The organism is Streptomyces sp. NPDC023838 (genome assembly GCF_040639555.1).
In the GTDB taxonomy this organism is placed as follows: domain Bacteria; phylum Actinomycetota; class Actinomycetes; order Streptomycetales; family Streptomycetaceae; genus Streptomyces.
On the sequence record NZ_JBFAAD010000031.1, the window covers coordinates 49,227 to 65,335 of the forward strand.

Genomic DNA, 16,109 nt, shown 5'->3' on the forward strand with positions numbered 1-16,109 from the left:
GGCAGACTGTCGGGGTTGCTCGGTTGAGTGCCGATGCTGCGCGCCTCCCGCCGGGAGGACCGGAAGCGAGTCCCACAGTACTCGTCGCCTTATCTGTCGCCTGCGGCAGCGCTGGGGCGGACGTACGGGAATCTTCCGGGAAGTGTCAGCGGGGCTCCAGCCAGGCGCCCGGTGGGTGTTCTGCCCCCGTTCGCGAGGTCCACGGCCCGCATCCCCTTGGTTGGGAAATCCCTATGGGATTTCTGCGTAGAGGGAGTGCGACACGCCCGACCGCGTGGGTCGGAGACAGAGTCGGTAGAACCCCCGGGTTCCAGAGCGTTACGAGACAAAGGACTACTAGGTAGCCATGGCGGGACAGAAGATCCGCATCCGGCTCAAGGCCTACGACCACGAGGTCATCGACTCCTCGGCGAAGAAGATCGTCGAGACGGTGACCCGCACTGGTGCGTCGGTCGCGGGCCCGGTGCCGCTGCCCACTGAGAAGAACGTGTACTGCGTCATCAAGTCGCCGCACAAGTACAAGGACTCTCGCGAGCACTTCGAGATGCGCACGCACAAGCGGCTCATCGACATCCTCGACCCCACGCCGAAGACGGTTGACTCGCTGATGCGCCTCGACCTTCCGGCCGGTGTCGACATCGAGATCAAGCTCTGAAGGGACGGGCCGAGATGAGCAAGAACATCAAGGGCGTCCTGGGCGAGAAGCTCGGCATGACGCAGGTGTGGGACGAGAACAACCGCGTTGTTCCGGTCACCGTCGTCAAGGCCGGGCCGTGCGTCGTGACGCAGGTTCGCACCAACGACGTCGACGGCTACGAGTCGGTCCAGATCGCCTTCGGCGAGATCGACCCGCGCAAGGTGAACAAGCCCCTCAAGGGCCACTTCGCCAAGGCCGACGTGACCCCGCGCCGCCACCTGGTGGAGCTCCGCACCCCTGACGCCAGCGAGTACACGCTGGGCCAGGAGATCACTGCCGAGGTGTTCGAGTCCGGCGTCAAGGTCGACGTCACGGGCAAGAGCAAGGGCAAGGGCTTCGCCGGTGTCATGAAGCGTCACAACTTCAAGGGCCTGGGCGCCGGTCACGGTACCCAGCGCAAGCACCGCTCGCCCGGTTCCATCGGTGGCTGCGCCACCCCTGGCCGTGTGTTCAAGGGCCTCCGCATGGCGGGTCGCATGGGCAACGAGCGTGTGACCACCCAGAACCTGACCGTCCACGCCGTTGACGCCGAGAAGGGTCTGCTGCTCATCAAGGGCGCCGTCCCCGGCCCCAACGGTGGCCTCGTCCTGGTCCGTACTGCGGCCAAGGGGGTTTGAGGAACCGATGAGCACCATTGACATCCTTTCGCCGGCTGGCGACAAGGCCGGGACCGTCGAGCTCCCCGCGGAGATCTTCGACGCGAAGACCAGCGTTCCGCTGATCCACCAGGTCGTCGTCGCTCAGCTGGCCGCTGCCCGCCAGGGCACGCACAAGACCAAGACCCGCGGTGAAGTCCGTGGTGGTGGCAAGAAGCCTTACCGCCAGAAGGGCACCGGCCGCGCCCGTCAGGGTTCGACCCGCGCGCCGCAGTTCGCCGGCGGTGGCGTCGTCCACGGCCCGCAGCCGCGTGACTACTCGCAGCGCACCCCCAAGAAGATGAAGGCCGCCGCCCTGCGCGGTGCCCTCTCCGACCGGGCGCGCCACAGCCGTATCCACGTCGTCACCGGCGTGGTCGACGGTGCGGTGTCCACCAAGGCCGCCAAGACGCTGTTCGGCAAGATCTCGGAGCGCAAGAACCTGCTCCTGGTCGTCGACCGCGCCGACGAGGCCGCGTGGCTGTCCGCCCGCAACCTGCCCCAGGTGCACATCCTGGAGCCGGGCCAGCTGAACACGTACGACGTGATCGTCTCCGACGACGTGGTCTTCACTCAGGCCGCTTTCGAGTCCTTCGTGTCTGGCCCCCAGACCGCTGAGACCGAAGGGAGCGACGCCTGATGTCGGCGACCGTTACCAGCAAGACCTTCACGGACCCGCGCGACCTGCTGATCAAGCCGGTCGTCTCCGAGAAGAGCTACGCGCTGCTGGACGAGAACAAGTACACGTTCATCGTCGCGCCCGGCGCCAACAAGACCCAGATCAAGCAGGCCGTCGAGGCGGTCTTCTCGGTCAAGGTCACCGGGGTCAACACGATCAACCGTCAGGGTAAGCGCAAGCGCACCAAGACCGGTTTCGGCAAGCGCGCCAACACCAAGCGCGCCATCGTGACCCTCGCTGAGGGCGACCGTATCGACATCTTCGGCCAGGCCTCCTAACGGAGCGCCCTGGTCCGAATATCGGACGAGGACTGAGAAATGGGTATCCGCAAGTACAAGCCGACGACTCCGGGCCGTCGTGGCTCCAGCGTCGCCGACTTTGTCGAGATCACGCGGTCCACGCCGGAGAAGTCGCTGGTCCGCCCCCTGCACAGCAAGGGCGGCCGTAACAACACCGGTCGTGTGACCGTCCGCCACCAGGGCGGTGGCCACAAGCGCGCCTACCGAGTGATCGACTTCCGTCGTCACGACAAGGACGGCGTGCCGGCGAAGGTCGCTCACATCGAGTACGACCCCAACCGCACCGCGCGCATCGCGCTCCTGCACTACGCGGACGGCGAGAAGCGCTACATCATCGCCCCCCGTGGCCTGAGCCAGGGCGACCGTGTCGAGAACGGCCCGGCCGCCGACATCAAGCCCGGTAACAACCTGGCCCTTCGCAACATCCCGGTCGGTACCACGATCCACGCGATCGAGCTCCGTCCCGGTGGTGGCGCGAAGTTCGCCCGCTCCGCCGGTGCCTCCGTGCAGCTGCTGGCGAAGGAGGGCACGATGGCCCACCTTCGTATGCCGTCCGGCGAGATCCGTCTGGTCGACGCCCGCTGCCGCGCCACGATCGGCGAGGTCGGCAACGCCGAGCAGTCGAACATCAACTGGGGCAAGGCCGGCCGTATGCGCTGGAAGGGCGTTCGCCCGACCGTCCGCGGTGTCGCGATGAACCCGGTTGACCACCCGCACGGTGGTGGTGAAGGCAAGACCTCCGGTGGTCGTCACCCGGTCTCGCCGTGGGGTCAGAAGGAGGGTCGTACTCGCTCGCCGAAGAAGGCATCGAGCAAGTACATCGTCCGCCGCCGCAAGACGAACAAGAAGCGCTAGGAGCGGGTTTAGATGCCGCGCAGTCTCAAGAAGGGGCCCTTCGTCGACGGACACCTCATCAAGAAGGTGGACGTACAGAACGAGGCAGGCACCAAGAACGTCATCAAGACCTGGTCCCGTCGCTCGATGATCATCCCCAGCATGCTGGGTCACACGATCGCGGTGCACAACGGCAAGACCCACGTCCCGGTGTTCGTCACCGAGTCGATGGTCGGCCACAAGCTCGGCGAGTTCTCGCCGACTCGCACCTTCCGCGGCCACGTCAAGGACGACCGGAAGTCGAAGCGCCGCTAACGCGGGGTGGAAACGACTATGACTTACACCGAAGGGACAACCATGGAAGCCAGGGCCCAGGCGCGGTACATCCGCGTCACGCCCATGAAGGCCCGCCGCGTGGTGGACCTCATCCGTGGCATGGATGCCACGGAGGCTCAGGCGGTCCTGCGTTTCGCCCCGCAGGCCGCGAGCGTGCCGGTTGGCAAGGTGCTGGACAGCGCCATTGCCAACGCCGCGCACAACTACGACCACACGGACGCCTCTTCGCTGTTCATCAGCGAGGCGTTTGTGGACGAGGGTCCGACCCTGAAGCGGTTCCGTCCGCGTGCTCAGGGCCGGGCCTACCGGATCCGTAAGCGGACCAGCCACATCACCGTGGTCGTCAGCAGCAAGGAAGGAACCCGGTAATGGGCCAGAAGGTTAACCCGCATGGGTTCCGGCTCGGCATCACCACGGACTTCAAGTCCCGTTGGTACGCCGACAAGCTGTACAAGGACTACGTCAAGGAAGACGTCGCCATCCGTCGGATGATGACGTCCGGCATGGAGCGCGCCGGCATCTCGAAGGTTGAGATCGAGCGCACCCGTGACCGCGTGCGGGTGGACATCCACACCGCGCGTCCCGGCATCGTCATCGGCCGCCGTGGCGCCGAGGCCGACCGCATCCGCGGCGACCTCGAGAAGCTCACGGGCAAGCAGGTCCAGCTGAACATCCTCGAGGTCAAGAACCCCGAGATGGACGCTCAGCTGGTCGCGCAGGCCGTCGCCGAGCAGCTCTCCTCCCGCGTCTCCTTCCGTCGCGCCATGCGTAAGAGCATGCAGGGCACGATGAAGGCCGGCGCCAAGGGCATCAAGATCCAGTGCGGTGGCCGCCTCGGCGGCGCCGAGATGTCCCGCTCGGAGTTCTACCGCGAGGGCCGTGTGCCCCTGCACACGCTCCGCGCGAACGTGGACTACGGCTTCTTCGAGGCCAAGACGACCTTCGGCCGCATCGGCGTGAAGGTCTGGATCTACAAGGGCGATGTCAAGAACATCGCCGAGGTCCGCGCCGAGAACGCCGCGGCCCGTGCGGGTAACCGCCCGGCCCGTGGTGGCAACGAGCGTCCGGCCGGCCGTGGTGGCCGCGGTGGCGAGCGTGGCGGTCGCGGCCGCAAGCCGCAGCAGGCTGTTGCTGCCGAGGCCCCCAAGGCCGAGGCCGCTGCCGCCGCTCCGGCTGAGAGCACCGGAACGGAGGCCTGACCGAAATGCTGATCCCCCGTAGGGTCAAGCACCGCAAGCAGCACCACCCCAAGCGCCGCGGTATGGCCAAGGGTGGTACGACGGTTGCGTTCGGCGAGTACGGCATTCAGGCCCTCACGCCGGCGTACGTGACCAACCGCCAGATCGAGGCGGCTCGTATCGCGATGACCCGCCACATCAAGCGTGGCGGCAAGGTCTGGATCAACATCTACCCGGACCGCCCCCTGACGAAGAAGCCCGCCGAGACCCGCATGGGTTCCGGTAAGGGTTCTCCGGAGTGGTGGGTCGCGAACGTTCACCCGGGCCGGGTGATGTTCGAGCTGTCCTACCCGAACGAGAAGATTGCTCGTGAGGCGCTCACCCGCGCTGCTCACAAGCTCCCGATGAAGTGCCGCATCGTTCGGCGCGAGGCAGGTGAGGCGTGATGTCGGCCGGAACCAAGGCGTCCGAGCTGCGCGAGCTGGGCAACGAGGAGCTTGTTGCCAAGCTCAGCGAGGCCAAGGAAGAGCTGTTCAACCTCCGCTTCCAGGCGGCGACCGGCCAGCTCGAGAACCACGGTCGGCTCAAGTCCGTCCGTAAGGACATCGCCCGGATCTACACCCTGATGCGCGAGCGCGAGCTGGGCATCGAGACGGTGGAGAGCGCCTGATGAGCGAGAAGAATGTGACTGAGACGACTGAGCAGCGCGGTTTCCGCAAGACCCGTGAGGGTCTGGTCGTCAGCGACAAGATGGACAAGACCGTCGTCGTCGCTGTCGAGGACCGCGTGAAGCACGCGCTGTACGGCAAGGTCATCCGCCGTACGAACAAGCTCAAGGCGCACGACGAGCAGAACGCTGCCGGCGTCGGCGACCGCGTCCTCATCATGGAGACGCGTCCGCTGTCGGCGACCAAGCGCTGGCGCATCGTCGAGATCCTCGAGAAGGCCAAGTAATTTCCTGAGCTTTTGCTCAGGATCAGTTCCGCCAGGCTCGGTCGGGGCTTGAGAGATCAAGCCCCGGCCGGGAACCGGCAGACGATCAGGAGATAGACGTGATCCAGCAGGAGTCGCGACTGCGTGTCGCCGACAACACTGGTGCCAAGGAGATCCTTTGCATCCGTGTTCTCGGTGGCTCCGGTCGCCGCTACGCGGGCATCGGTGACGTCATTGTCGCCACCGTCAAGGACGCAATCCCCGGTGGCAACGTGAAGAAGGGCGACGTCGTCAAGGCTGTCGTCGTGCGCACCGTCAAGGAGCGTCGTCGTCAGGACGGCTCGTACATCCGCTTCGACGAGAACGCGGCCGTCATCCTCAAGAACGATGGCGACCCCCGCGGCACCCGCATCTTCGGCCCGGTGGGCCGGGAGCTGCGCGAGAAGAAGTTCATGAAGATCATCTCGCTCGCGCCGGAGGTGCTGTAAGCATGAAGATCAAGAAGGGCGACCTGGTCCAGGTCATCACCGGTAAGGACAAGGGCAAGCAGGGCAAGGTCATCGCGGCCTTCCCCCGCGAGGACCGTGTCCTGGTCGAGGGTGTCAACCGGGTCAAGAAGCACACCAAGGCCGGCCAGACCGCTCGCGGTTCGCAGACCGGCGGCATCGTCACGACCGAGGCGCCCATCCACGTCTCCAACGTCCAGCTGGTCGTTGAGAAGGATGGCAACAAGGTCGTCACGCGTGTCGGTTACCGCTTCGACGACGAGGGCAACAAGATCCGCGTTGCCAAGCGGACGGGTGAGGACATCTGATGGCTACCACCACGACTCCGCGTCTCAAGACGAAGTACCGCGAGGAGATCGCGGGCAAGCTGCGTGAGGAGTTCTCGTACGAGAACGTCATGCAGATCCCCGGCCTCGTCAAGGTCGTCGTCAACATGGGTGTGGGCGACGCCGCCCGCGACTCCAAGCTGATCGACGGCGCCATCCGCGACCTGACCACGATCACCGGCCAGAAGCCGGCCGTGACGAAGGCCCGGAAGTCCATCGCGCAGTTCAAGCTGCGCGAGGGTCAGCCGATCGGCTGCCACGTCACCCTCCGTGGTGACCGCATGTGGGAGTTCCTGGACCGTACGCTGTCGCTCGCGCTGCCGCGTATCCGTGACTTCCGTGGTCTGTCGCCGAAGCAGTTCGACGGCCGTGGCAACTACACCTTCGGTCTCACGGAGCAGGTCATGTTCCACGAGATCGACCAGGACAAGATCGACCGTACCCGGGGTATGGACATCACCGTGGTCACCACGGCGACCAACGACGAAGAGGGCCGTGCGCTCCTCCGTCACCTCGGCTTCCCGTTCAAGGAGGCGTAAGCGAGATGGCGAAGAAGGCTCTCATCGCGAAGGCTGCCCGTAAGCCCAAGTTCGCTGTGCGCGCGTACACCCGCTGCCAGCGTTGTGGCCGGCCGCACTCCGTGTACCGCAAGTTCGGCCTGTGCCGCGTGTGCCTCCGTGAGATGGCTCACCGTGGCGAGCTGCCGGGCGTGACCAAGAGCTCCTGGTAAACCCCGTAATTTCGGGTTTTTCCGGAGTCTCTCGGTAAGTAAAGGGTGGGCGGAGGCCCCTCCCTCCATGGCTTAGGCTAGGAGGGTTGGGCGTCCGCCGCCCAGACGACTTACTACGCCGTAGGTCCCCGTGCCGCACCCGTCCCGCCCATGAGTGGGGAGAGGGATGGCGCATACAGGAAACCCCGGCGAGAGAGGCCGAAGGCCAATTCATGACCATGACTGACCCCATCGCAGACATGCTCACGCGTCTGCGTAACGCGAACTCGGCGTACCACGACTCCGTCGTGATGCCGCACAGCAAGATCAAGTCGCACATCGCGGAGATCCTCCAGCAGGAGGGCTTCATCACGGGCTGGAAGGTCGAGGACGCCGAGGTCGGCAAGAACCTCGTCCTCGAGCTGAAGTTCGGCCCGAACCGTGAGCGCTCGATCGCGGGCATCAAGCGGATCTCGAAGCCGGGTCTGCGTGTGTACGCGAAGTCCACCAACCTGCCGAAGGTCCTCGGTGGCCTGGGCGTGGCGATCATCTCCACGTCCCACGGTCTCCTGACCGGTCAGCAGGCAGGCAAGAAGGGCGTGGGTGGGGAAGTCCTCGCCTACGTCTGGTAGTCGGGAACGGAGGAAAAGCTAATGTCGCGAATCGGCAAGCTCCCCATCCAGGTTCCCGCTGGTGTGGACGTCACCATCGACGGCCGTACGGTCAACGTGAAGGGCCCCAAGGGCACCCTCACGCACACCGTTGCCGCGCCGATCGAGATTGTTAAGGGCGAGGACGGCGTTCTCAACGTCACCCGTCCCAACGACGAGCGTCAGAACAAGGCCCTGCACGGCCTGTCCCGCACGCTGGTGGCGAACATGATCACCGGCGTGACCCAGGGATACGTCAAGGCGCTCGAGATCAGCGGTGTCGGTTACCGCGTCCAGGCGAAGGGCTCCAACCTGGAGTTCGCGCTCGGATACAGCCACCCGATCACCATCGAGGCTCCCGAAGGCATCTCCTTCAAGGTCGAGTCGCCCACGAAGTTCTCGGTCGAGGGCATCGACAAGCAGAAGGTCGGCGAGGTCGCGGCGAACATCCGCAAGCTGCGGAAGCCCGACCCGTACAAGGCCAAGGGCGTCAAGTACGCCGGCGAGGTCATCCGCCGCAAGGTCGGAAAGGCTGGTAAGTAAGCCATGGCATACGGTGTGAAGATCGCCAAGGGCGACGCTTACAAGCGTGCCGCCAAGGCGCGCCGTCACGTCCGCATCCGCAAGCACGTGTCGGGTACGGCGGAGCGTCCGCGCCTCGTCGTGACGCGTTCCAACCGCGGTATCACCGCTCAGGTCATCGACGACATCAAGGGTCACACCCTGGCGTCGGCGTCGAACCTGGACGCTTCGATCCGTGGCGGCGAGGGTGACAAGTCCGCGCAGGCCAAGTCCGTCGGCGCCCTGGTCGCCGAGCGCGCCAAGGCCGCCGGTGTCGAGGCCGTCGTGTTCGACCGTGGTGGCAACAGGTACGCCGGGCGCATTGCCGCTCTGGCTGACGCCGCCCGCGAAGCCGGGCTGAAGTTCTAAGCCCCGGTTCCGGGACTAACGGACGTAACAGAGAGAGGTAAATCCAATGGCTGGACCCCAGCGCCGCGGAAGCGGTGCCGGTGGCGGCGAGCGGCGGGACCGGAAGGGCCGTGACGGTGGCGCTGCCGCCGAGAAGACCGCTTACGTTGAGCGCGTTGTCGCGATCAACCGTGTCGCCAAGGTTGTCAAGGGTGGTCGCCGCTTCAGCTTCACCGCGCTGGTCGTGGTGGGCGACGGTGACGGCACCGTAGGTGTCGGTTACGGCAAGGCCAAGGAAGTTCCCGCGGCCATCGCCAAGGGTGTCGAGGAAGCCAAGAAGAACTTCTTCAAGGTTCCCCGCATCCAGGGCACCATCCCGCACCCGATCCAGGGTGAGAAGGCCGCGGGCGTCGTCCTGCTGAAGCCTGCTTCCCCCGGTACCGGTGTTATCGCCGGTGGCCCGGTGCGCGCCGTCCTGGAGTGCGCCGGCGTTCACGACATCCTGTCGAAGTCGCTCGGCTCCGACAACGCGATCAACATCGTGCACGCGACCGTGGCGGCCCTCAAGGGCCTGCAGCGTCCCGAGGAGATCGCGGCCCGCCGCGGTCTGCCCCTCGAGGACGTCGCCCCCGCGGCTCTGCTTCGTGCGCGTGCCGGGGCGGGTGCGTAATGGCTCGCCTCAAGATCACGCAGACGAAGTCGTACATCGGCAGCAAGCAGAACCACCGCGACACGCTGCGTTCGCTCGGGCTCAAGCGCCTGAACGACGTGGTGGTCAAGGAGGACCGTCCCGAGTTCCGCGGCATGGTGCACACCGTCCGCCACCTCGTGACGGTTGAGGAGGTCGACTGACATGGCGGAGAACAAGCCGCTGAAGGCCCACGACCTCCGTCCCGCCCCGGGCGCCAAGACCGCCAAGACCCGTGTGGGTCGTGGTGAGGCGTCGAAGGGTAAGACGGCCGGCCGTGGTACCAAGGGTACGAAGGCCCGTTACCAGGTTCCGGAGCGCTTCGAGGGTGGCCAGATGCCCCTCCACATGCGTCTTCCGAAGCTGAAGGGCTTCAAGAACCCGTTCCGCACCGAGTTCCAGGTCGTGAACCTGGACAAGCTCGGCGCCCTCTACCCCGAGGGTGGCGAAGTCACCGTTGCCGACCTGGTCGCCAAGGGTGCCGTGCGCAAGAACAGCCTCGTCAAGGTCCTGGGCCAGGGCGAGATCTCCGTGGCGCTGCAGGTGACGGTTGACGCCGTCTCCGGCTCCGCCAAGGAGAAGATTGCCGCCGCCGGCGGCACCGTCACCGAGCTCGTCTGAGACAGCTCGTTGGCCTGAACATCCGACCGGGGATGCCCTCTCAAATGGGGCATCCCCGGTTGGTCGTTCCTAGGGGGGCAGGGTCGCCGGTAAGGTGGCGTGCACTGTCTAAGTTTCCGTGCGGTATGCCGTGCGGTTCCTCTGACTCATTCGTATTCGTCGATCCTCAAGACCGTCACCTCTGACGCACCTAGCGCGGGGGTCGCAGGAGGCACCGTGCTCACCGCGTTCGCCCAGGCGTTCAAGACGCCTGACCTGCGCAAGAAGCTGCTCTTCACGCTCGGCATCATCGTGCTCTACCGGATGGGGACGCACGTCCCGATCCCCGGTGTGAGCTACAAGAACGTTCAGATCTGTGTGGACCAGGCCCAGCAGGGCAACAGCCTCTTCGGCCTGGTGAACATGTTCAGCGGCGGCGCGCTGCTGCAGATCACGATCTTCGCGCTGGGCATCATGCCGTACATCACGGCGAGCATCATTCTGCAGCTGCTGACCGTGGTGATCCCGCGCCTGGAGGCCCTCAAGAAGGAGGGCCAGGCCGGCACGGCCAAGATCACGCAGTACACGCGTTACCTGACGGTCGCCCTGGCGATCCTGCAGGGCACCGGCCTGGTGGCCACCGCCCGCTCGGGTGCGCTGTTCAGCGGCTGCCAGGTCGCCAGCGAGATCGTGCCGAACCGGTCGATCTTCACCACCATCACGATGGTCATCACGATGACCGCCGGTACCGCCGCCGTCATGTGGCTCGGTGAGCTCATCACCGACCGCGGCATCGGCAACGGCATGTCGATCCTGATGTTCATCTCGATCGCCTCCAGCTTCCCCACCTCGCTGTGGGCCATCAAGAAGCAGGGGCACCTCGCGCAGGGCTGGATCGAGTTCGGCACCGTCATCCTGGTCGGCCTCGTCATGGTCGCCCTGGTGGTCTTCGTCGAGCAGGCCCAGCGCCGCATCCCGGTGCAGTACGCGAAGCGCATGATCGGCCGCCGTTCCTACGGCGGTACGTCGACCTACATCCCGCTGAAGGTCAACCAGGCGGGTGTGATTCCCGTCATCTTCGCGTCGTCGCTGCTCTACATTCCGGCGCTGGTCGTGCAATTCTCGAACTCGACGGCCGGCTGGGCGACCTGGATCAAGGACAACTTCGTCAAGGGCGACCACCCCTACTACATCATCAGCTACTTCCTGTTGATCGTGTTCTTCGCCTTCTTCTATGTGGCGATCTCGTTCAACCCCGAGGAAGTCGCGGACAACATGAAGAAGTATGGTGGCTTCATCCCGGGCATCCGGGCTGGTCGACCTACTGCTGAGTACCTGAGCTACGTGCTCAACCGGATCACCTGGCCGGGGTCGCTGTATCTGGGACTGATCGCGCTCGTACCGACGATGGCGTTGGTGATCTTCGGGGCCAACCAGAGCTTCCCGCTGGGCGGGACAAGCATCCTCATCATCGTGGGTGTGGGTCTGGAGACCGTGAAGCAGATCGAGAGCCAGCTCCAGCAGCGCAATTACGAAGGGTTCCTCCGCTGATGCGAATCGTCCTCGTCGGGCCGCCCGGTGCCGGCAAGGGAACGCAGGCCGCGTTCCTCGCCAAGAACCTCGGGATCCCGCACATCTCCACGGGCGACCTCTTCCGTGCCAACATCAGCCAGGGCACGGACCTGGGCAAGCAGGCCAAGGCGTACATGGACGCGGGCAACCTGGTGCCCGACGAGGTCACCATCGGGATGGCCAAGGACCGCATGGCCCAGCCGGACGCGCAGAGCGGCTTCCTGCTGGACGGCTTCCCGCGCAACGTGGTGCAGGCCGAGGCCCTGGACGAGGCGCTGAAGACGGACGCCGTGCGGCTCGACGCCGTCCTGGACCTCGAAGTGCCCGAGGACGAGGTCGTGAAGCGGATCGCCGGCCGGCGCATCTGCCGCACCGACTCCGCGCACGTCTTCCACGTCGCCTACAACGCGCCGAAGACCGACGGTGTCTGCGACATCTGCGGCGGCGAGCTGTACCAGCGCGGTGACGACACCGAGGACACCGTCCGCAAGCGCCTCGAGGTCTACCACAGCGAGACCGAGCCGATCATCGACTACTACCGGGCCCAGGGCCTGGTCGTGACGATCTCGGCGCTCGGCAAGGTCGACGAGGTCACGGAGCGCGCGATGCACGCCCTGAAGGCCGAGAAGACGGCCTGACACCTCCTGCACGCGGTTCGCGGCCGCGGTGCCCCTTCCGGGGGCACCGCGGCCGCTGCCGTACCCGGGCGCGGGGGCCGTATCGTTGACGTACCCCCCGTATCCGTACTGAGAAAGGCTTCAGCCGCCATGGTGGAGATCAAGACCCCCGAGCAGATCGCGAAGATGCGCGAGGCGGGGCTGGTGGTCGCCGCCATCCACGCGGCGACCCGCGAGGCCGCGGTGCCCGGCGCGACGACCAGGGACCTGGACGAGGTCGCCCGCAAGGTGATCGCCGAACACGGCGCCAAGTCGAACTTCCTGGGGTACGGCGGCTTCCCCGCCACCATCTGCACCTCGGTCAACGAGGTCGTCGTCCACGGCATCCCGGACGAGAAGACCGTCCTGAAGGACGGCGACGTGATCTCCATCGACGCGGGCGCGATCATCGACGGCTGGCACGGCGACGCGGCCTTCACGGCCTTCGTGGGCTCCGGTCACGCTCCGGAGCTGATCGAGCTCTCCCGGGTCACCGAGGAGTCGATGTGGGCCGGTATCGCGGCGGTGAAGAAGGGCAACCGCCTGGTGGACGTCTCCCGGGCGATCGAGAGCTACATCCGCCGCCAGCCGCGCCCGCCGAAGGGCAAGTACGGGATCATCGAGGAGTACGGCGGCCACGGCATCGGCTCCGAGATGCACATGGACCCGCACCTCCTGAACTACGTGGACAAGCGCCGCCTGCTCGGCCGCCACAACCCGAAGCTGGTCCCCGGCTTCTGCCTGGCCATCGAGCCGATGGTGTCGCTGGGCACCCCGCGCACGGAGGTCCTGGAGGACGACTGGACGGTCATCACGACCGACGGGACCTGGTCCTCCCACTGGGAGCACTCGGTGGCGCTCACCGAGGCGGGCCCGATCGTCCTGACCTCCCCGGACTGCGGCAAGGCGAAGCTGGCGGAGTACGGCGTGACCACGGCGCCGGATCCGCTGGGCTGAGCCAGGGCCCGGGTGCACCAGCGGCCGGTCGGAGGCCGGCGCAGCCGCTCGAAGCTTGTGAGGCGCGCCAGCGCCGAGCCCGCGAGGGCGGCAAAGAGGAGGGGCCGGCGTGACCACGGCGCCGGATCCGCTGGGCTGACCGGCGGTCCGACCCGCCCCGGGTTGTCCGCTTAACGATCTACGCTAGAGGGCAGACTTCCCTGATTCGTCTTTCCGGGCGCCCTGACGTAGACTGATGCGTCGGCTCTCGTGTACCCGTGTGTCCGCACACGATCGCGGGAGTCGATCAAGGTAGCCGATTCGAAAGGCGAAGCGTGGCCAAGAAGCAAGGTGCCATCGAAATCGAGGGCACCGTGATCGAGTCCCTCCCGAACGCCATGTTCAAGGTGGAGCTCCAGAACGGTCACAAGGTCCTCGCGCACATCAGCGGCAAGATGCGGATGCACTACATCCGCATCCTCCCGGATGACCGGGTCGTGGTGGAGCTCTCTCCGTACGACCTGACGCGTGGCCGGATCGTCTACCGGTACAAGTAGATCTCACGACCCGGAGAACCTGAATCCCATGAAGGTCAAGCCGAGCGTCAAGAAGATCTGCGACAAGTGCAAGGTGATCCGCCGTCACGGCCGGGTCATGGTCATCTGCGACAACCTGCGCCACAAGCAGCGCCAGGGCTGACGCACGCCGACCGACCTGCATTTACGCAGTTCTTCGCGCGACGCACGTAAACGTACATACGCAGAGCCCGTCGGGCCGTGTTCCACGGTTGACGACACCTCCGGCGGGGGCCGGGGACCCGGACGTACCACCTCTCAGCAGAGACGGTCGGCGGTCGGGAGTGGTTCTGCGGAAGACCCCCGAACACACAGGAGCCATTGAATGGCACGCGTTTCCGGTGTTGACATCCCGCGCGAAAAGCGCGTGGAGATCGCACTCACCTACGTCTTCGGCATCGGCCGCACCCGGTCCAAGGAGATCCTCTCCTCCACCGGCGTGAACCCGAACACCCGCGTTCGTGACCTGGCCGAAGAGGACCTGGTCAAGATCCGCGAGTACGTGGACGCCAACCTCCGCACCGAGGGTGACCTCCGCCGCGAGATCCAGGCCGACATCCGCCGCAAGGTCGAGATCGGCTGCTACCAGGGCCTGCGTCACCGTCGTGGCCTTCCGGTCCACGGCCAGCGCACCAGCACGAACGCCCGTACCCGCAAGGGCCCGCGTCGCGCGATCGCCGGCAAGAAGAAGCCGGGCAAGAAGTAGTCCTCAGCGGACGCTTGACCACACGGTCTTCGCTGTAGGACCGACCACCTCCCGTAGGAGATATAGATGCCCCCCAAGGGTCGTCAGGGCGCTGCCAAGAAGGTGCGCCGCAAGGAAAAGAAGAACGTCGCTCACGGGCACGCCCACATCAAGAGCACGTTCAACAACACCATCGTCTCGATCACGGACCCCTCGGGCAACGTGATCTCCTGGGCGTCCGCCGGCCACGTCGGCTTCAAGGGCTCCCGCAAGTCGACTCCGTTCGCCGCGCAGATGGCCGCCGAGTCGGCCGCCCGCCGCGCGCAGGAGCACGGCATGCGCAAGGTGGACGTCTTCGTCAAGGGTCCCGGCTCCGGCCGTGAGACCGCGATCCGCTCCCTCCAGGCCACCGGCCTCGAGGTCGGCTCGATCCAGGACGTCACCCCGACGCCGCACAACGGCTGCCGTCCGCCCAAGCGGAGGCGCGTCTGACCTCAGGTGCGTTACGCATCTGTGGTTCGGCCGGTTTTCGGCTTGAAGGTTCTGGGCGGTACGGCTCTTCGGAGACGTGCCGCCCGTACCCTTGCACTAGGTAGTACCCCGAGGGCGTCAAATAGTGGGCGCCCACGACTGAAGGAACACACATGCTTATCGCTCAGCGTCCTTCGCTGACCGAAGAGGTCGTCGACGAGTACCGCTCGCGGTTCGTGATCGAGCCGCTGGAGCCGGGCTTCGGCTACACCCTCGGCAACTCCCTCCGCCGCACCCTCCTCTCCTCGATCCCCGGCGCCGCTGTCACCAGCATCCGGATCGACGGCGTTCTGCACGAGTTCACCACCGTGCCGGGCGTCAAGGAGGACGTCACCGACCTGATCCTCAACATCAAGCAGCTGGTCGTCTCCTCGGAGCACGACGAGCCGGTCGTGATGTACCTGCGCAAGCAGGGCCCGGGTCTGGTCACCGCCGCCGACATCGCGCCCCCGGCCGGTGTCGAGGTCCACAACCCCGACCTCGTCCTCGCCACGCTCAACGGCAAGGGCAAGCTGGAGATGGAGCTGACCGTCGAGCGCGGTCGCGGCTACGTCTCCGCCGTGCAGAACAAGCAGGTGGGCCAGGAGATCGGCCGTATCCCGGTCGACTCCATCTACAGCCCCGTGCTCAAGGTCACGTACAAGGTCGAGGCGACCCGTGTCGAGCAGCGCACCGACTTCGACAAGCTGATCGTCGACGTCGAGACCAAGCAGGCCATGCGCCCGCGTGACGCCATGGCGTCCGCCGGTAAGACCCTGGTCGAGCTGTTCGGTCTGGCGCGCGAGCTCAACATCGACGCCGAGGGCATCGACATGGGCCCGTCCCCCACGGACGCCGCCCTCGCCGCCGACCTGGCGCTGCCGATCGAGGAGCTGGAGCTCACGGTCCGCTCCTACAACTGCCTCAAGCGTGAGGGCATCCACTCCGTGGGTGAGCTCGTGGCGCGCTCCGAGGCCGACCTGCTCGACATCCGCAACTTCGGTGCGAAGTCGATCGACGAGGTCAAGGCGAAGCTGGCCGGCATGGGCCTGGCCCTCAAGGACAGCCCGCCCGGATTCGACCCGACCGCCGCCGCCGACGCCTTCGGCGCCGACGACGACGCGGACGCCGGTTTCGTCGAGACCGAGCAGTACTAAGCGCTCCGCGGGGAGGCTGTACTGCGTCTGCGGACCGGC

29 protein-coding genes are annotated in these 16,109 nt (G+C 66.0%); all 29 read left to right on the forward strand.

Annotated features, from left to right (window positions below; all coding sequences use genetic code 11):
* Positions 1 to 346 precede the first annotated feature (346 nt).
* The 29 genes from rpsJ to AB0G17_RS29430 all read left to right on the forward strand — a co-directional run bounded on the left by rpsJ (position 347) and on the right by AB0G17_RS29430 (position 16,070).
* A complete protein-coding gene (gene rpsJ, locus AB0G17_RS29290) occupies positions 347 to 655 on the forward strand; it encodes a 30S ribosomal protein S10 (RefSeq protein WP_003948644.1) in 309 nt (102 codons plus the stop codon).
* 14 nt (positions 656 to 669) lie between these two features.
* The gene (gene rplC / locus AB0G17_RS29295; RefSeq protein ID WP_067163147.1) at positions 670 to 1,314 is read left to right on the forward strand and encodes a 50S ribosomal protein L3; all 645 of its coding nucleotides are present in this window, start codon (positions 670 to 672) and stop codon (positions 1,312 to 1,314) included.
* Positions 1,315 to 1,321: 7 nt separating this feature from the next.
* On the forward strand, positions 1,322 to 1,972 hold the full coding sequence (gene rplD, locus AB0G17_RS29300) for a 50S ribosomal protein L4 (RefSeq protein WP_067163149.1): 651 nt from the start codon (positions 1,322 to 1,324) through the stop codon (positions 1,970 to 1,972).
* Positions 1,969 to 2,289 carry a 50S ribosomal protein L23 gene (gene rplW / locus AB0G17_RS29305; RefSeq protein ID WP_101389599.1) on the forward strand — a complete coding sequence of 107 codons (321 nt, stop codon included), beginning with the start codon at positions 1,969 to 1,971 and terminating at the stop codon, positions 2,287 to 2,289. The genes rplD and rplW overlap by 4 nt, the downstream gene beginning before the upstream one ends.
* Positions 2,290 to 2,328: 39 nt before the next feature.
* Positions 2,329 to 3,165: a 50S ribosomal protein L2 gene (gene rplB / locus AB0G17_RS29310; protein ID WP_101389600.1), complete on the forward strand. Its 837-nt coding sequence runs from the start codon at positions 2,329 to 2,331 to the stop codon at positions 3,163 to 3,165.
* A 12-nt stretch (positions 3,166 to 3,177) separates the two neighbouring features.
* Positions 3,178 to 3,459 carry a 30S ribosomal protein S19 gene (gene rpsS / locus AB0G17_RS29315; RefSeq protein WP_067163154.1) on the forward strand — a complete coding sequence of 94 codons (282 nt, stop codon included), beginning with the start codon at positions 3,178 to 3,180 and terminating at the stop codon, positions 3,457 to 3,459.
* A 42-nt stretch (positions 3,460 to 3,501) separates the two neighbouring features.
* Entirely contained in the window at positions 3,502 to 3,849 is a 348-nt protein-coding gene (gene rplV, locus AB0G17_RS29320; protein ID WP_030359020.1) for a 50S ribosomal protein L22, read from the forward strand.
* Entirely contained in the window at positions 3,849 to 4,679 is an 831-nt protein-coding gene (gene rpsC / locus AB0G17_RS29325) for a 30S ribosomal protein S3 (protein ID WP_101389601.1), read from the forward strand. Before rplV ends, rpsC begins: the two co-directional genes overlap by 1 nt.
* Positions 4,680 to 4,684: 5 nt before the next feature.
* Positions 4,685 to 5,104, forward strand: coding sequence for a 50S ribosomal protein L16 (rplP, locus tag AB0G17_RS29330; RefSeq protein ID WP_053727610.1), 420 nt, complete (start codon positions 4,685 to 4,687; stop codon positions 5,102 to 5,104).
* The gene (gene rpmC, locus AB0G17_RS29335; protein ID WP_067163159.1) at positions 5,104 to 5,328 is read left to right on the forward strand and encodes a 50S ribosomal protein L29; all 225 of its coding nucleotides are present in this window, start codon (positions 5,104 to 5,106) and stop codon (positions 5,326 to 5,328) included. The genes rplP and rpmC overlap by 1 nt, the downstream gene beginning before the upstream one ends.
* Entirely contained in the window at positions 5,328 to 5,612 is a 285-nt protein-coding gene (gene rpsQ, locus AB0G17_RS29340) for a 30S ribosomal protein S17 (protein WP_283142059.1), read from the forward strand. The genes rpmC and rpsQ overlap by 1 nt, the downstream gene beginning before the upstream one ends.
* 98 nt (positions 5,613 to 5,710) lie before the next feature.
* Positions 5,711 to 6,079: a 50S ribosomal protein L14 gene (rplN, locus tag AB0G17_RS29345; RefSeq protein WP_053727611.1), complete on the forward strand. Its 369-nt coding sequence runs from the start codon at positions 5,711 to 5,713 to the stop codon at positions 6,077 to 6,079.
* A gap of 2 nt (positions 6,080 to 6,081) precedes the next feature.
* A complete protein-coding gene (rplX, locus tag AB0G17_RS29350) occupies positions 6,082 to 6,405 on the forward strand; it encodes a 50S ribosomal protein L24 (RefSeq protein ID WP_019888758.1) in 324 nt (107 codons plus the stop codon).
* Positions 6,405 to 6,962 (forward strand): 50S ribosomal protein L5, encoded by a 558-nt coding sequence (gene rplE / locus AB0G17_RS29355; RefSeq protein WP_101389604.1) that lies wholly within the window; start codon positions 6,405 to 6,407, stop codon positions 6,960 to 6,962. Before rplX ends, rplE begins: the two co-directional genes overlap by 1 nt.
* A 5-nt stretch (positions 6,963 to 6,967) precedes the next feature.
* Entirely contained in the window at positions 6,968 to 7,153 is a 186-nt protein-coding gene (locus AB0G17_RS29360; protein WP_004571834.1) for a type Z 30S ribosomal protein S14, read from the forward strand.
* Positions 7,154 to 7,365: 212 nt separating this feature from the next.
* A complete protein-coding gene (gene rpsH, locus AB0G17_RS29365; RefSeq protein ID WP_003966947.1) occupies positions 7,366 to 7,764 on the forward strand; it encodes a 30S ribosomal protein S8 in 399 nt (132 codons plus the stop codon).
* Positions 7,765 to 7,785: 21 nt separating this feature from the next.
* The gene (gene rplF / locus AB0G17_RS29370; RefSeq protein WP_361389288.1) at positions 7,786 to 8,325 is read left to right on the forward strand and encodes a 50S ribosomal protein L6; all 540 of its coding nucleotides are present in this window, start codon (positions 7,786 to 7,788) and stop codon (positions 8,323 to 8,325) included.
* A 3-nt stretch (positions 8,326 to 8,328) separates the two neighbouring features.
* The gene (gene rplR / locus AB0G17_RS29375) at positions 8,329 to 8,712 is read left to right on the forward strand and encodes a 50S ribosomal protein L18 (protein WP_067163175.1); all 384 of its coding nucleotides are present in this window, start codon (positions 8,329 to 8,331) and stop codon (positions 8,710 to 8,712) included.
* A gap of 46 nt (positions 8,713 to 8,758) precedes the next feature.
* A complete protein-coding gene (gene rpsE / locus AB0G17_RS29380; protein WP_017239585.1) occupies positions 8,759 to 9,361 on the forward strand; it encodes a 30S ribosomal protein S5 in 603 nt (200 codons plus the stop codon).
* A complete protein-coding gene (gene rpmD, locus AB0G17_RS29385; protein ID WP_005313525.1) occupies positions 9,361 to 9,543 on the forward strand; it encodes a 50S ribosomal protein L30 in 183 nt (60 codons plus the stop codon). Before rpsE ends, rpmD begins: the two co-directional genes overlap by 1 nt.
* A 1-nt stretch (position 9,544) precedes the next feature.
* The gene (gene rplO, locus AB0G17_RS29390; RefSeq protein ID WP_067163177.1) at positions 9,545 to 10,000 is read left to right on the forward strand and encodes a 50S ribosomal protein L15; all 456 of its coding nucleotides are present in this window, start codon (positions 9,545 to 9,547) and stop codon (positions 9,998 to 10,000) included.
* Between the two features lie 216 nt (positions 10,001 to 10,216).
* A complete protein-coding gene (secY, locus tag AB0G17_RS29395; protein WP_358835986.1) occupies positions 10,217 to 11,530 on the forward strand; it encodes a preprotein translocase subunit SecY in 1,314 nt (437 codons plus the stop codon).
* Positions 11,530 to 12,189 (forward strand): adenylate kinase, encoded by a 660-nt coding sequence (locus AB0G17_RS29400; protein WP_361389293.1) that lies wholly within the window; start codon positions 11,530 to 11,532, stop codon positions 12,187 to 12,189. Before secY ends, AB0G17_RS29400 begins: the two co-directional genes overlap by 1 nt.
* A 129-nt stretch (positions 12,190 to 12,318) precedes the next feature.
* The gene (gene map / locus AB0G17_RS29405; RefSeq protein ID WP_361389296.1) at positions 12,319 to 13,164 is read left to right on the forward strand and encodes a type I methionyl aminopeptidase; all 846 of its coding nucleotides are present in this window, start codon (positions 12,319 to 12,321) and stop codon (positions 13,162 to 13,164) included.
* 314 nt (positions 13,165 to 13,478) lie between these two features.
* Positions 13,479 to 13,700 (forward strand): translation initiation factor IF-1, encoded by a 222-nt coding sequence (infA, locus tag AB0G17_RS29410; protein ID WP_003956442.1) that lies wholly within the window; start codon positions 13,479 to 13,481, stop codon positions 13,698 to 13,700.
* 28 nt (positions 13,701 to 13,728) lie between these two features.
* Positions 13,729 to 13,842 (forward strand): 50S ribosomal protein L36, encoded by a 114-nt coding sequence (gene rpmJ / locus AB0G17_RS29415; protein WP_003956441.1) that lies wholly within the window; start codon positions 13,729 to 13,731, stop codon positions 13,840 to 13,842.
* Positions 13,843 to 14,043: 201 nt separating this feature from the next.
* Positions 14,044 to 14,424, forward strand: a complete 381-nt coding sequence (gene rpsM / locus AB0G17_RS29420) for a 30S ribosomal protein S13 (RefSeq protein WP_101389611.1) — start codon at positions 14,044 to 14,046, stop codon at positions 14,422 to 14,424.
* Positions 14,425 to 14,490: 66 nt separating this feature from the next.
* Entirely contained in the window at positions 14,491 to 14,895 is a 405-nt protein-coding gene (gene rpsK / locus AB0G17_RS29425) for a 30S ribosomal protein S11 (RefSeq protein ID WP_003956432.1), read from the forward strand.
* 152 nt (positions 14,896 to 15,047) lie between these two features.
* Positions 15,048 to 16,070: a DNA-directed RNA polymerase subunit alpha gene (locus AB0G17_RS29430; protein WP_003956430.1), complete on the forward strand. Its 1,023-nt coding sequence runs from the start codon at positions 15,048 to 15,050 to the stop codon at positions 16,068 to 16,070.
* Positions 16,071 to 16,109 lie beyond the last annotated feature (39 nt).

What these genes read in the sequence shown, in the direction of transcription:
- rpsJ (WP_003948644.1), top strand. Translation starts at nt 347, where the DNA reads ATGGCGGGACAGAAGATCCGCATCCGGCTCAAGGCCTACGACCACGAG.
- rplC (WP_067163147.1), top strand. Translation starts at nt 670, where the DNA reads ATGAGCAAGAACATCAAGGGCGTCCTGGGCGAGAAGCTCGGCATGACG.
- rplD (WP_067163149.1), top strand. Translation starts at nt 1,322, where the DNA reads ATGAGCACCATTGACATCCTTTCGCCGGCTGGCGACAAGGCCGGGACC.
- rplB (WP_101389600.1), top strand. Translation starts at nt 2,329, where the DNA reads ATGGGTATCCGCAAGTACAAGCCGACGACTCCGGGCCGTCGTGGCTCC.
- rpsS (WP_067163154.1), top strand. Translation starts at nt 3,178, where the DNA reads ATGCCGCGCAGTCTCAAGAAGGGGCCCTTCGTCGACGGACACCTCATC.
- rplV (WP_030359020.1), top strand. Translation starts at nt 3,502, where the DNA reads ATGGAAGCCAGGGCCCAGGCGCGGTACATCCGCGTCACGCCCATGAAG.
- rpsC (WP_101389601.1), top strand. Translation starts at nt 3,849, where the DNA reads ATGGGCCAGAAGGTTAACCCGCATGGGTTCCGGCTCGGCATCACCACG.
- rplP (WP_053727610.1), top strand. Translation starts at nt 4,685, where the DNA reads ATGCTGATCCCCCGTAGGGTCAAGCACCGCAAGCAGCACCACCCCAAG.
- rpmC (WP_067163159.1), top strand. Translation starts at nt 5,104, where the DNA reads ATGTCGGCCGGAACCAAGGCGTCCGAGCTGCGCGAGCTGGGCAACGAG.
- rpsQ (WP_283142059.1), top strand. Translation starts at nt 5,328, where the DNA reads ATGAGCGAGAAGAATGTGACTGAGACGACTGAGCAGCGCGGTTTCCGC.
- rplX (WP_019888758.1), top strand. Translation starts at nt 6,082, where the DNA reads ATGAAGATCAAGAAGGGCGACCTGGTCCAGGTCATCACCGGTAAGGAC.
- rplE (WP_101389604.1), top strand. Translation starts at nt 6,405, where the DNA reads ATGGCTACCACCACGACTCCGCGTCTCAAGACGAAGTACCGCGAGGAG.
- AB0G17_RS29360 (WP_004571834.1), top strand. Translation starts at nt 6,968, where the DNA reads ATGGCGAAGAAGGCTCTCATCGCGAAGGCTGCCCGTAAGCCCAAGTTC.
- rpsH (WP_003966947.1), top strand. Translation starts at nt 7,366, where the DNA reads ATGACCATGACTGACCCCATCGCAGACATGCTCACGCGTCTGCGTAAC.
- rplF (WP_361389288.1), top strand. Translation starts at nt 7,786, where the DNA reads ATGTCGCGAATCGGCAAGCTCCCCATCCAGGTTCCCGCTGGTGTGGAC.
- rplR (WP_067163175.1), top strand. Translation starts at nt 8,329, where the DNA reads ATGGCATACGGTGTGAAGATCGCCAAGGGCGACGCTTACAAGCGTGCC.
- rpsE (WP_017239585.1), top strand. Translation starts at nt 8,759, where the DNA reads ATGGCTGGACCCCAGCGCCGCGGAAGCGGTGCCGGTGGCGGCGAGCGG.
- rpmD (WP_005313525.1), top strand. Translation starts at nt 9,361, where the DNA reads ATGGCTCGCCTCAAGATCACGCAGACGAAGTCGTACATCGGCAGCAAG.
- rplO (WP_067163177.1), top strand. Translation starts at nt 9,545, where the DNA reads ATGGCGGAGAACAAGCCGCTGAAGGCCCACGACCTCCGTCCCGCCCCG.
- AB0G17_RS29400 (WP_361389293.1), top strand. Translation starts at nt 11,530, where the DNA reads ATGCGAATCGTCCTCGTCGGGCCGCCCGGTGCCGGCAAGGGAACGCAG.
- map (WP_361389296.1), top strand. Translation starts at nt 12,319, where the DNA reads ATGGTGGAGATCAAGACCCCCGAGCAGATCGCGAAGATGCGCGAGGCG.
- rpmJ (WP_003956441.1), top strand. Translation starts at nt 13,729, where the DNA reads ATGAAGGTCAAGCCGAGCGTCAAGAAGATCTGCGACAAGTGCAAGGTG.
- rpsM (WP_101389611.1), top strand. Translation starts at nt 14,044, where the DNA reads ATGGCACGCGTTTCCGGTGTTGACATCCCGCGCGAAAAGCGCGTGGAG.
- rpsK (WP_003956432.1), top strand. Translation starts at nt 14,491, where the DNA reads ATGCCCCCCAAGGGTCGTCAGGGCGCTGCCAAGAAGGTGCGCCGCAAG.
- AB0G17_RS29430 (WP_003956430.1), top strand. Translation starts at nt 15,048, where the DNA reads ATGCTTATCGCTCAGCGTCCTTCGCTGACCGAAGAGGTCGTCGACGAG.